The sequence below is a fragment of the Pseudoflavonifractor sp. genome, from assembly GCF_050943825.1.
Taxonomy (GTDB): domain Bacteria; phylum Bacillota; class Clostridia; order Oscillospirales; family Oscillospiraceae; genus Pseudoflavonifractor.
In genome coordinates this window covers 359,722-372,809 of sequence record NZ_JBMNPX010000001.1, presented here as the reverse complement: position 1 = coordinate 372,809, position 13,088 = coordinate 359,722, and the positions used below count along the sequence as shown (strand labels likewise).

The 13,088-nt window shown below is 61.3% G+C and carries 10 protein-coding genes; 8 read left to right on the top strand and 2 right to left on the bottom strand.

Annotation, left to right across the window (positions count from 1 at the left end; genetic code table 11):
- Positions 1-4 precede the first annotated feature (4 nt).
- From ACOX7T_RS01730 to ACOX7T_RS01695, 8 genes are all read left to right on the top strand, one after another.
- On the top strand, positions 5-208 hold the full coding sequence (locus ACOX7T_RS01730) for a helix-turn-helix domain-containing protein (protein WP_006574002.1): 204 nt from the start codon (positions 5-7) through the stop codon (positions 206-208).
- Complete coding sequence (locus ACOX7T_RS01725; RefSeq protein WP_433439266.1) at positions 201-1,163, top strand: glycosyltransferase family 2 protein; 963 nt, start codon at positions 201-203, stop codon at positions 1,161-1,163. Before ACOX7T_RS01730 ends, ACOX7T_RS01725 begins: the two co-directional genes overlap by 8 nt.
- An 85-nt stretch (positions 1,164-1,248) precedes the next feature.
- A complete protein-coding gene (locus ACOX7T_RS01720; RefSeq protein WP_040647402.1) occupies positions 1,249-1,965 on the top strand; it encodes a LytR/AlgR family response regulator transcription factor in 717 nt (238 codons plus the stop codon).
- A 2-nt stretch (positions 1,966-1,967) separates the two neighbouring features.
- The gene (locus ACOX7T_RS01715) at positions 1,968-3,332 is read left to right on the top strand and encodes a GHKL domain-containing protein (protein WP_433439263.1); all 1,365 of its coding nucleotides are present in this window, start codon (positions 1,968-1,970) and stop codon (positions 3,330-3,332) included.
- Positions 3,333-3,500: 168 nt separating this feature from the next.
- Complete coding sequence (locus ACOX7T_RS01710; protein ID WP_433439260.1) at positions 3,501-4,376, top strand: glycoside hydrolase family 16 protein; 876 nt, start codon at positions 3,501-3,503, stop codon at positions 4,374-4,376.
- 23 nt (positions 4,377-4,399) lie between these two features.
- Positions 4,400-7,489 carry a glycoside hydrolase family 3 N-terminal domain-containing protein gene (locus ACOX7T_RS01705; RefSeq protein WP_433439257.1) on the top strand — a complete coding sequence of 1,030 codons (3,090 nt, stop codon included), beginning with the start codon at positions 4,400-4,402 and terminating at the stop codon, positions 7,487-7,489.
- A 205-nt stretch (positions 7,490-7,694) separates the two neighbouring features.
- The gene (locus ACOX7T_RS01700) at positions 7,695-10,382 is read left to right on the top strand and encodes an NYN domain-containing protein (RefSeq protein WP_433439254.1); all 2,688 of its coding nucleotides are present in this window, start codon (positions 7,695-7,697) and stop codon (positions 10,380-10,382) included.
- Positions 10,383-11,326: 944 nt separating this feature from the next.
- Positions 11,327-11,698: a serine proteinase gene (locus ACOX7T_RS01695; RefSeq protein WP_433439252.1), complete on the top strand. Its 372-nt coding sequence runs from the start codon at positions 11,327-11,329 to the stop codon at positions 11,696-11,698.
- 80 nt (positions 11,699-11,778) lie between these two features.
- On the opposite strand, the gene ACOX7T_RS01690 is transcribed toward ACOX7T_RS01695, so the two are convergent.
- A complete protein-coding gene (locus ACOX7T_RS01690; RefSeq protein ID WP_433439249.1) occupies positions 11,779-12,693 on the bottom strand; it encodes an SH3 domain-containing protein in 915 nt (304 codons plus the stop codon).
- Between the two features lie 82 nt (positions 12,694-12,775).
- Positions 12,776-13,066, bottom strand: a complete 291-nt coding sequence (locus ACOX7T_RS01685) for a hypothetical protein (protein WP_433439247.1) — start codon at positions 13,064-13,066, stop codon at positions 12,776-12,778.
- Positions 13,067-13,088 lie beyond the last annotated feature (22 nt).

Genomic DNA, 13,088 nt, shown 5'->3' with positions numbered 1-13,088 from the left:
GAGAATGAAGGACTATCGAACCATAATCCGACAAAAACGCACGGAAAAAGGAATTAGCCAGGGAAAACTGGCGGAATTAGTGCATGTCTCACAGCCTTTTATTGCCGAGATTGAGAGCGGAAGAAAGAAACCGTCACTGGATGTACTGATGCGGATCTGCGACGCACTGGAAATTTCGATGTTTGGTGAGGACAAAGAAGATGAATGATACCCTCTATATCGTAGTCCCCTGCTACAACGAGGAGGAGGTGCTCCCCGAGACCTCCAGGCGGCTCAAGGCCAAGGTGGAGGCCCTGAAGGGGGCGGGAAAGATTGGCACGGACAGCCGCATCCTCTTCGTCAACGACGGCTCCAGAGACCGGACCTGGGAGATGATTTCCGACCTCCACAAGGCCGATCCTGTGTTCTCCGGGGTGAACCTGTCCCGAAACCGGGGCCACCAGAACGCCCTGCTGGCCGGGCTGATGACCGCCAAGGACCGCTGCGACATGGCCATCTCCATGGACGCCGACCTTCAGGATGACATCGACGCCGTGGACGCCATGGTAGACAAGTTCCACGAGGGCTGCGACATTGTCTACGGCGTCCGCTCCTCCCGGAAAAAGGACACCTTTTTCAAGCGCTTCACCGCTGAGGGCTTTTACCGGGTGATGAACTTCCTGGGGGCTGAGACCGTGTTCAACCACGCCGACTACCGGCTCCTCTCCCGCCGTGCCCTGGAGGGTCTGGCACAGTTCAGGGAGGTCAACCTGTTCCTCCGGGGCATCGTGCCCATGATTGGCTACACCTCCGCCACTGTGGAGTACGAGCGGGGAGAGCGCTTCGCCGGCGAGAGCAAGTACCCCCTGAAAAAGATGCTCTCCTTCGCCATGGAGGGCATCACCAGCCTGTCCACCAAGCCCATCCGGTATATCACCGGCCTGGGCTTCCTGGTGTTTCTGGTGTCCATCATCATGCTCATTTACAGCGTGGTCCGCTGGGCCATGGGGGAGACCATCCTGGGCTGGGCCAGCCTGATTTGCTCCGTCTGGGCCATCGGCGGTCTGATTCTGCTGTCTCTGGGCGTCATTGGTGAGTATATCGGCAAAATCTATCTGGAGACCAAGGAACGCCCCCGGTTCATCATCCGGGACGTGCTGGACGGAGAGGATAAGAAGGGCTGAGAGAGAAAGCAAGACCCCCTTTTTTTCAAACCGGGCGTTTCCCGCTCGACGTGTGTGTGCTGCTGATATAAGGGGAGGGGAAGACGTGCGAAACATTGCTATTGTGGAGGACCAGGACAACGCTGCTCAGCGGCTGGCCGGATACATCGACAAATACGCCGCTGAGACCGGGCAGGAATTCCGCGTGACCCGGTTTTGCAATGGGGAGGAGTTCCTGAAGGACTACAAATGCGTCTTTGCCGTGGTGTTCATGGACATCCAGATGCCCAAAAAGGACGGCATGGAGGCCGCGGTGGAGCTGCGCAGAAAAGACAAGAACGTATCCATTATTTTCATCACCAACCTGGTCCAGTACGCCCTGAAGGGCTACGAGGTGGACGCGGTCAGCTTCCTGGTCAAGCCGGTGAGCTACTGCGACTTCTCGCTGAAATTCAGAAAGGCTCTGGACATCTACATCATGAATGAGGACCGGAGCTTTACGGTGAACGCTCCCGGCGGCCTGTGCCGCATCTCTACCGACAAGCTGATGTACGTTGAGATTTCCAATCACCGCCTGTGCTACCACCTCATCGACGACGTGATTGAGATGACCGGCGTGCTCTCCGGCGTGGAGCAGGAGCTGCGGGGCTTCGGCTTCCTGCGATGCAACAAGTGCTATCTGGTCAATCCCAAATTTGTGGTGCGGGTCAAGGGCTGCACCGTGCAGGTGGGGGACTCCGAGCTCCAGATCAGCCGTCCCAGACGGGCGTCCTTTTTGGCGGAGCTGTCCAACTGGTATGCCGGTTCCATGGGAGGGCAGTGAAGATGGATGAGGTCCTCCTGATTTACAGAAACATCATCCTGGAGTTCCTGTTCGAGCTCTATGTGTTCTATGTCCTCACCACCTGGAAGCTGAACCGGGCGCCCCGGTTCTGGCTGAAAGCGGTTGGAGGCCTGTGCGCGGTGCTGGCCGTGGCCCTGGGGACTGCCGGGGTCTACCAGCTCTGCGGGCATACGGTGCTGGGACGGAGCGCGGTGTATCTCTTCCTGTTCGCGGTGACCATCGCCCATATGAAGCTGTGCTTTGCCGAATCCTTCTCCGCCATCCTGTTCTGCTGCAGCGTGGCCTACGCCGCCCAGAACCTGTGCTACAAGCTGTATCTGCTGGTGTGGTGCGGCTGGCTGGTGGAGGTGAGCGACAGCTGGGGGATGCGCTTTAACCTCTATTACCGCCTGACCTACTATCTCATCTTCGCCATTGCGGTGGCGGCGGTGTATGTCTTTTTCATCCGCCGGGTGGTGTGGCACGTGGACAGCTGGCAGCTGGACAAGCAGCTGCTGGCCATCTCCCTGCTTATCCTGGTCATCACCGCCATTCTGTGCTCGGTGGAGGACATCTACTTCGCCCGGCTGAGCGTGGGACGGGAAAATCAGTTTGACATGGTGGAGTACTTTGTCCTGCGGCAGTCGGGCAACCTGATCTCCGTTATGTGCTGCATGATTGTGCTGCTGCTGGCCTCCCGTACCGTGGAGCAGCGGGAGCTGAAGCAGGAGGTGGCCTATCTCCAGCATGCCGTCCGCCAGAGCCAGCGGCAGTATGAGATCTCCCGGGACACCATCGAGCTTATCAACGTCAAGTGCCACGACATCCGCTACCGGCTGTCCTCGCTGGCCGCCCAGGGCGGTCAGGTGCCGCCGGGCGCCATGGAGGATATCCAGAAGAGCGTGGCAATCTACGACGCGAAGATTGAGACGGGCAACCGGCTGCTGGACGTGCTGCTGACGGAGAAGAGCCTCTACTGTGAACAGAACGGCATCACCCTTTCCTGCATGGCGGACGGGGAGAAGCTGTCCTTTCTGGAGGACAGCGACCTCTACTGTCTCTTTGGAAACGTGGTGGACAACGCCCTGGAGGCGGTGAAGCAGCTGGAGGAGCGGGAGCGCCGGGTGATCAACCTGGTGGTGAAGGCCAGAGGGGGCATGCTCATCATCCAGGAGGAGAACTACTACGCCGGAGACTTGACCTTCCGGGACGGCCTGCCGGTGACCACAAAGGCGGACAAGGACTACCACGGCTTCGGCATGCAGAGCATCCGCATGATTGTCCGCAAGTACGAGGGTGAGCTGAACACCTACACCAGCGACGGCGTTTTCCACCTGAACATCCTCTTCACCACAGGGGATTTTTAGGGCCGGAAATACAGAATACGAAAAAATATGATAGTTAAAGGAACACCCATTATCAACGGGTGTTCCTTTTGCTATATTGTGGTCAGCAAGCCGGGGGCGTGGAAATTACCGGGATTCGTGCTCGGACACGCGCACCGCGGCCACATATTTGAGAAGGAGAGAGAACCCATGAAAAAGAACGTTCCTGTACTGGTCCTGTCCGCGGCGCTGGCGCTGACCCTGACCGCCTGCGGCGAAACCCCTTCTGCCAGCGGCACCCCCTCCGGTGAGCCCAGCGCCCCTGCTGTGACCACCCCCGCAGCGACTGCTCCTGCCGCAACCGTGCCCGCTGTCCTCGATGAGGAGCCTCTGGGCGGCGATATGCTGGCCGACTTCTCCAACGGCGCTGTGGAGGCCATGTTCCCCTCTGACGGCTGGTCCAACGGCAGTGTATTCAATGTGTGGTGGACCGGAAGCAACGTCACTTATTCCGACGGCCAGCTGCATCTGGGTATCACTCCCGCCGGGGATGAGGTGGAGCAGGATTACTATGGCAGCGAGATGCGCACCGGCCTCTACTATGGCTACGGCGACTACTCCGTCAGCATGAAGCCCTCCAAGGATGCGGGCACTGCCAGCACCTTCTTCACCTGCACCGGCCCTTATGACGTTGTCGACGGCGAACCCAACCCCTGGGACGAGATCGACATCGAATTTCTGGGCAAGGACACCACCGGCGTGCAGTTCAACTACTATGTGGATGGCCAGGGCGGCCACGAGTACTGGTATGAGCTGGGCTTTGATGCCTCCGAGGAGTTCCACGAGTACGGCTTCCGCTGGGAGGAGGATTCCATCACCTGGTTTGTGGACGGCGAGGCTGTTTACAGCGTGAACACAGAGGATAACGGCCCCATGCCTTCCACCCCCGGCCGCATCCTGATGAACTTCTGGTGCGGGACTGAGGACGCCGAGGGCTGGATGGGCGAGTACACTGCTGAGAGCAGCCAGGCGGACTACCAGTGGGTCAAGACCTCTGCCCAGGGCGCGGAACTGGGCGCAGAGTGAGCTGTTAATCTGGAGGGAATTTCATGGAAAAGAAAAAGAGAAAAAAGCTGAACGCCAAGAAGTTTACTGCCGTTCTTACGCCGCTGCTGGCCGTGCTGCTGGTGTTCTCTGTGGTGCTCACTGTGGTGACCACATCCTCGTTTGATCTGGTGCTCCGGGACATCTTTGGTGAGACCAAGCTCCAGACCAGCGGCGCCCCTGAGGGGGTGGACGCGGAGTACTACACCCGGGACATCACCGACTCCGCCGAGCTTCAGGCCACCGAGCAGGCCTATACCCGCAAGGCCGGCGCCGAGGGCTTTGTACTTCTCTATAACAACACGGAAAGCGGCAAGGGTCTGCCCGTGGCGGCGGGCTCCAAGCTGAGCCTGTTTTCCGCCTCTTCCGTGGACCTGCTGGCCGGCGGCACCGGCTCGGGCGTGAGCACCATTTCCAGCGATATGCGCACCGCCCTCACCGAGCAGGGCTTCTCAGTCAACGAGTCCCTGTGGAAGTTCTACAGCGACAACCACAGTATCTACACCCGCGGCGGCGGCGCCATCATGTACGGCGGCGCTGAGGACTGGTCCATCAACGAGGCACCCATCTCCGCAATCCCCGATGCGGCCAAGCGGGAGGCGGAGGGCACCATCCCCGTCTTCTTCATTGCCCGCACTGGCGGCGAGGGCCGCGACCTGGGCCGCTACATGGGAGACTGGACCGACATTGAAGAGGACAAGGACAAGCACTATCTGGAGCCCGACTCCGTGGAGCTTGGCGTTATTCAGTACCTGAACGACAACTTCGACAACGTCATCCTGGTGGTCAACACCAACAACGCCTTTGAGCTGGGCTGGGTCAAGGACTATGAGAACATCACCGCCGTCCTGTGGGCCCCCGGCGCCGGCGGCGACACCTGCCGCTCCATCGCCGATGTGCTCAGCGGCAATGTGAATCCCTCCGGCCACCTGGTGGACACCTTCGCCTACGATGCCTTCTCCTCTCCCGCCATGCAGAACATGGGCGACATGATGCTGGTGAACAACGGCCAGGACGTGGAGGCCGGCGTGTTCTACGACGAGGGTATCTACGTGGGCTACAAGTACTACGAGACCCGCTATTTTGACAAGATGCTGGACCAGGGCAACGCCGGAGACTATGATTACGGCCAGGTGGTGCAGTATCCCTTCGGCTACGGCCTGTCCTACACCACCTTTGCGTGGTCCGACTTTACCATGAGCGACATGGATGACAACGGCGATATCCAGATCCAGGTCACCGTCACCAACACCGGCGACGTGACCGGCCGGGACGTGGTGCAGGTCTACCTCAACGCCCCCTACACCGAGTACGACAAGACCAACCACATTGAAAAGTCCTCCGTCTCCCTGGTGGGCTTTGAAAAGACTGATGACCTGGAGCCCGGAGCTTCCGAGACCGTGACCATCACCGTGAACCAGAAGGACTTCATCTCCTACGACGACGTGATGGCCAAGACCTACATCCTGGAGGCGGGCGACTACCTGCTGACCGCCGCGGCCAACGCCCACGCCGCCAACAACAACTTCCTGGCCTATGCCGGCCATGAGACCGACGGCCTCTTCGGCCAGCCCGACCCGGACTTTGTGGGCAAGTGGACCTACACCTATCTGGACAACAACGGTGTGGACAACGAGACCTACTCCATTTCCCAGACGGGCGTGACCATCACCAACCAGTTCGACCACGCCAGCTATGACGAGCTGACCCCCAGAGACCAGTACCTGACCCGTCAGGACTGGGTGGGCACCTTCCCCACCACCCACGGCAATCAGGACAGCCAGCGGAAGAGCCCGTACAGCGAGAAGAACGGCTACACCTGGGAGGTGGAGGTGTCCGACACCATCCGGGACGCCATCAAGGCCAAGGGTGCCAGTGCCTCCCTCAACCCCATGACCGAGGAGGAGGCCGCCTCCATGGCCGGTGTGTACGGCCAGGACGGGGACCTGGAGCTTATCGACTTCCGCGGCAGGGACTTTGACGAGGTAGAGGCCGAGGGCGGCTGGGACGCCCTCATCGACCAGATGGAGGCCGCCGAGCTGGAGACCATCATCCGCAACGGCGGCTACCAGACCCTGATGTCCGTCAACATGGGCAAGCCCAGAGCCATTGACTTCGACGGCCCCTCCGGCCTGAATGAGGGCGGCGTCACCCACGAGCCCTACTCCATCACCTACCCCTGCGCCACCAACCTGGCCGCCAGCTGGGACCGGGAGAACTCCTACCTCCACGGCTACTATGTGGGTGAGGACGCCCTGGCCGCCGACGGCAACTGGGGTGACCACGCCTACATCGGCATCATCTCCGGCTGGTACGCCCCTGCCATGAACATCCACCGCACCCCCTTCGCCGGCCGTAACTTCGAGTATTACTCCGAGGATGGCTTCATGTCCGGCGAGCTGGCCCTCCAGGCCGCCACCGCCTGCGCCGAGAAGGGCGTGTACGCCTACATCAAGCACTTCGCCCTCAACGACCAGGAGGACCACCGCAGCCACGTGGCCACCTTCGCCAACGAGCAGGCCATCCGGGAGATCTATCTCAAGCCCTTCCAGACCTGCATTGAGGATCGGCCCATGACCACCATTATGGTCCAGCAGTACGACGAGACTACCGGTTCCTTCACCCAGACGGAGGCGGAAATCCCGGCTGTCATGGCGGTCATGTCCTCCTTCAACCGGGTAGGCTGCACCTGGGCGGGCGGCAACTACAACCTGCTCACCGGCGTGCTGCGCAACGAGTGGGGCTTTGACGGTACCATCATCACCGACTACGACGGCGGCGGTGTCATGGACACCGAGCAGTGCATCCGGGCTGGCGGCGACCTGAAGCTGACCGGCTTCGAGGTGGACGCACCGATGGATCCGAACAATCCCGCCACCCAGTACTTCGCCCGTCAGGCCATCAAGCACATCCTCTACACCACCGTCAACTCCAATGCCATGAACGGCATTGTCCACGGCGTGGCCGTGGAGGCGCTGCCCTTCGCCAATTACTACATCATCCTCATCGTGGAGAACGTTGTAGCCGCGGCCCTCATCATCTGGGGCGTGGTGGCCATCGTGCGCCGCTGGAAGAAGGAGAAGAAGGCTGCCTGAGTAAAGCCAATTTTCCGCATGTACTGACGCAAAAAGAGCGCCCGGAGCCGGAATTTCCCGGCTCCGGGCGTTCTGTCTGCTGAAGAAGGGAAGGGCGTCTCGACTGGGGACGGTTCCTGTGTTATAATGGTGCGTGCCGGGCAGTCCCTGCCCGGCGAAATTTTGAAAACAACGGAGACAGTGTCTCCGTGAGAGGCGGTTTTTTATGGGCCAACAGGCGGAAGAATCAAAAGCGAAGAGAAGGCTCTGTACAGGCCTGTTTGCCCACGTGGACGCGGGCAAGACCACCCTGTCCGAAGGACTGCTCTACACCTGCGGCTGCCTGAAGCGCCTGGGGCGTGTGGACCACCGGGACGCCTTCCTGGACACCGATGCCCTGGAGCGGGAGCGGGGTATCACCATCTTCTCCAAGCAGGCGGTGCTGCCCCTGGAGGATATGGTCATCACCCTGCTGGACACCCCGGGACACGTGGACTTCTCCGCTGAGATGGAGCGCACCCTCCAGGTGCTGGACTGTGCCATCCTGGTCATCAGCGGCACCGACGGCGTCCAGGGCCACACCATGACCCTCTGGCGGCTGCTGGAGCGGTACGGCGTGCCGGTATTCCTCTTTGTCAACAAGATGGACCTGGCGGGAGCGGACCGGGCCGCTCTGCTTGCTGGCCTCAAGGCTCGGCTTGACGAGGGCTGCGTGGACTTCGGGCCGGGACAGGACCGGGACAGCTGGCTGGAGAACGTGGCCGTGTGCGGCGAGGATGTGCTGGAGCGCTACCTGGAGACCGGCGAGGTGGCGGATGAGGACATCGCCGACCTCATCCGGGCGCGGAAGCTGTTCCCCTGCTACTTCGGCTCCGCCCTGCGGCTGGAGGGGGTGGAAGAGCTGCTCACCGGTCTGAGCAAATACGGCAGCAGCCCGGATTACCCGCCTGAGTTCGGCGCACGGGTGTACAAGATCGCTCGGGACCCCCAGGGCAACCGGCTGACCTATCTGAAGGTGACAGGGGGCAGCCTGAAGGTGAAGGCTCTGCTCACCAACCGCCGTGCCGCCTTGGCGGAGGACAAGGTGTGGGAGGAGAAGGCGGACCAGATCCGCATCTACTCCGGCGCCAAATTCACCACAGTAGACGAGGCTCCGGCGGGAACGGTGTGCGCCGTCACCGGTCTGAGCCGTACCGTACCCGGCGAGGGTCTGGGGTGGGAGGCGGAGGGGGAGACGCCGGTGCTGGAGCCGGTGCTCACCTACCGTGTGGTGCTGCCCGAGGGCTGCGACCCCCACACTGCACTCCTCAAGCTGGGGGAGCTGGCCGAGGAGGACCCCCAGCTCCACATTGTCTGGAACGAGCAGCTGCGGGAGATTCACATCCAGCTCATGGGCGAGGTCCAGCTGGAGGTGCTCCGGCGGCTGATTGCGGAGCGGTTCGGCATGGACGTCACCTTTGACGCGGGCAGCATCGTCTACCGGGAGACCATCGCCGAGCCGGTAGAGGGCGTGGGCCACTTCGAGCCCCTGCGGCACTATGCGGAGGTCCACCTTCTGCTGGAGCCGGGAGAGCGGGGCAGCGGCCTCCACTTTGCCTCCGCCTGCGGGGAGGACATGCTGGACCGGAACTGGCAGCGGCTCATCCTCACCCATCTGGAGGAGAAGCAGCACCTGGGCGTGCTTACCGGCTCGCCCATCACCGATATGCGCATCACCCTGGTGGCGGGACGAGCCCACGTCAAGCACACTGAGGGTGGCGACTTCCGTCAGGCCACTTACCGGGCCGTGCGGCAGGGCCTGATGCAGGCCAGGAGCATTCTGTTGGAGCCCTGGTACAGCTTCCGGCTGGAGATTCCCCCTGAGTGCGTGGGCCGTGCCATGACGGATTTGCAGCGCATGGGCGGCGAGACGGACACCCCCGAGACCCTGGGGGAGGAGACCGTGCTCACCGGCTCGGCGCCGGTGGCAGGTTTAAGAGACTACGCCGCCGAGGTCATGTCCTACACCAAGGGCCGCGGCCGGCTCTTCTGCACCCTGAAGGGCTACGAGCCCTGCCACAACCAGGACGAGGTGGTGGCGGCTATTGGCTATGAGTGTGAACGGGATACGGACAACCCGGCCGACTCGGTGTTCTGCTCCCACGGCGCGGGCGTGGTGGTCAAGTGGAATGAGGTGCGGGAGCACATGCACGTGGACAGCGGCCTGCGCTTTGACGACGGGGAGGAGCCGGAGGAGGAAACACCGGTCTACCGTCCCAGCACCACCTATTTCGACGGCGTGGCACAGGACAAGGAGCTCCAGGCTATCTTTGAGCGGACCTACGGCCCTATCAAGCGGCGGGATTTCCTTCCCCAGGAGCCTGTCCGCAAGAAGCACGCCGAGCTGCCCGAGCGGCGGGAGGTGACGCTCCGGGACTCCGGTCCGGAGTACCTGCTGGTGGACGGGTACAACATCATCTTCGCCTGGGACGAGCTCAAGGCAGTGGCCCGCACCAGTCTGGACGCCGCCCGGCAGCTGCTGATGGACATTCTGAGCAATTACCAGGGGTTCCGCAAGTGCGTGGTGATTCTGGTCTTTGACGCCTACAAGGTGCCCCGCAACACGGGAGACGTGAGCAAGTACCACAACATCTATGTGGTTTACACCAAGGAGGCAGAGACCGCCGACGCCTACATTGAGCGGGCTACCTACGAGCTGGGCAAGCACCACCATGTGCGGGTGGCCACCTCGGACAGCGCCGAGCAGCTCATTATCCTGGGCCACGGCGCCCTCCGTGTCTCCGCCCGCATCTTCAAGGCGGAGGTGGAGCAGGCGGAGGGGCAGATTTCCGACATCCTGGCTCGGAACAACCGGCAGGAGAAGTCGAAACCGGTCCGTGCCGCCATGGAGAAGGCGAAGAAACAGAAGAATTGAAGAACAGCAAAGCGCCCCGGGTAGTGATGCCCGGGGCGCTTTGTGTATCAGGACTTGGAAATGACGCCGGCAGAACGCAGAGAGGCCAGCAGGCTGTTGTAAGACTGAATAAGAGTTTGCAGGCTGGCGCTGGTGGAGACGTCCGCTACCGCGGGGCCGGGGGTCAGAGTTCCGGTAGGACCAGTAGGACCGGTGGGGCCGGTGAGACCAGTAGGGCCAGTAGGGCCAGTAGGACCAGTGAGACCGGTAGGACCAGTAGGACCGGTGGGGCCGGTGAGACCAGTAGGGCCAGTAGGGCCAGTAGGGCCAGTAGGGCCAGTAGGGCCAGTAGGACCAGTGAAACCGGTAGGACCAGTGGGGCCAGTGGGGCCGGTAGACCCGGTAGGCCCAGTAGGGCCAGTGGGGCCGGTAGACCCGGTAGGCCCAGTAGGCCCAGTGGGACCGATAGGGCCAGCGGCACCGTCAACGCCGGTAGGACCGGTGGGGCCGGTAGGGCCAGCAGCACCGTCAGAACCAGTAGCACCGGTGGGGCCGGTAGGACCCTGCATCCCCATGGGCCCCATAGGACCGGTAGCACCGGTAGGGCCGGCGGGTCCGGTTGCGCCCGTAGGTCCGGGAATGGGGCAGATTCGGACGGTCTGACAGGGGGGAGGGCAGGAGGAACAGGGACAATCGGGATACAGCGCTTCGGCGGGAATGGAACCGCCTGCGCCGCAGAAGCCTTTTTGATGATACATAAGCATAACCTCCATTCCCAGGATATGCGTTAGCTGGGACGGTGGTGCAGGAAAAGGAATTTCTGAATGAGGGATTAAAAAAGACTTAAATCATAATGCGGCCTCTTGCGCAGGCGGGGAAAAGAGGTTAAAATAAGGCCAGATTCCGAAGAAGCGTCCCATTGAATCGGATGAAGAAGCTGGGAAGACATAAGGAGGTCGTATCCTGTGGCATTTTTTGATGAACTGAAGGATAAAGCGATGGATCTGGGTCGTGCGGGCGTGGCTAAGTCCCGGCAACTGGCCGAGATTGCCAAGCTGAATCTGGCCAACTCCGCCGAGGAGGACGCGATCAAGAAGGCATATATTGAGATCGGAAAGCTCTACTATGCCGAGCGCGGCATGGCCCCTGAGGCGGCCTATGTGGCTCTGTGCGAAAAGATCACCGCCTCCAAGGTGACCATTGAGGAGAACAAGAGCCGCATCGCAGAGCTGAAGGCGGAGGGTGACCTGGTGGACGCGGATGTGCCTCCCATGGCCACCGACATTCCCCCTGAGGAGCCCGGCTTTGGCGGGGATGACACAAACAGCACTTTCTGAGCAACAAGAAACAGCGCCGCTGTCCTTAAGGACAACGGCGCTGTTTGTTCTGTTATGTATGGAGGTTGGAGAGCTGACGCTCAGACAATACGGCGGCCGTACACGTAGACGCGGGAGTAATAGCCGCTGGACAGGTCGTCAATCTGGACCACATAGGCATTGGTGGAGGCGTGGATGAACTTGCCGCCGCCGATGTAGATGCCCACGTGGGAGACGGGCTTGGAGGTGTAACCGCTGTTGAAGAACACCAGGTCGCCAGGCTGGAGCTGGTCCTTGGTCACGGCCACGCCGTTGGCCAGCTGGTCGGTGGCGGTACGGTTCAGAGTGTAGCCGAACTGGGCGTACACATACTTGGTGAAGCCGGAGCAGTCGAAGGAGGTGGGACCGTTGCCGCCCCACACATAGGCGCAGCCCAGGAAGTTCTGAGCGTAGTCGGCGATCTGCTGACCCAGGCTGGAGGTAGAGGAGGCAACGGCGGTGCCGTCGCCGCGGGAACCGGCAGAGTCCTTCACGGTGATCATGTAGTCGCTGCTGACATAGCCGGTGGTGCCGTTATATGTAACCTTGTACCAGCCGTTGTCGATGCCCACGATGTCCACCACAGTGCCGTCGCTCAGGGTGGCCACCCGGTCGTAGCTGGTGCCGGGGCCGCTGCGCATGTTCAGCGTGGAGCCGCCGGCATTTACCTTGCCGTAGCCAATTTTCACATCAGCGGTTTTCTGCACGTCCAGATATTCACCGGACATATAGCCCTCAATGGACTTGTAGTCCACCTTATACCAGCCGTTGCCCGCATCCTCCAGGATGACGACGGTGTCGCCGCTGGGAGCGGTGGCCAGGATGGTGGAGTCGGTGCTGGCGCTCTCGCGAAGGCGGAGGGCGTCGGCGGTAACGGTGCCCACACCCACGCTGGCGGCGGAAGCGCCGACGACGGTGATGGCGGAGAGGGCAGCGCCGAGAACTGCGACGCGCAGGAACTTTCCGGCAGGTATCATTGGTATCAGCCTCCATAACAGATTCGGTCCGGCTTGCGCCGGGAAGGTTTTCTCTTTCGTAATGGTTGCGGGGCAGCGGCTCTTACTTGGAAGAGAGGCTGCGCTCCAGCCAGACGGAAGCCACGTCCATGGCGTTGTACAGGCTGTCCTTCTCGGTCTTCTTCACCACCCGGTCCCGGCTCTTCAGGTCGGGGTCGGTGAGCTGCAGCTGGACGGACACGCGGGAGGCCACATCCAGGTCATCCACCTTTTTGGTGTCCATAATCTGCATCATAATGATGTATTTGTCGGCCATGCTGCCGTAGTAAATCAGATTGTCCTTGCGGCGGAGCGGGTGTCCCTTATAAACCAGAGGAATCTTTTCTTCAGCCATGAGGCCCTCCTTGTAACAACTA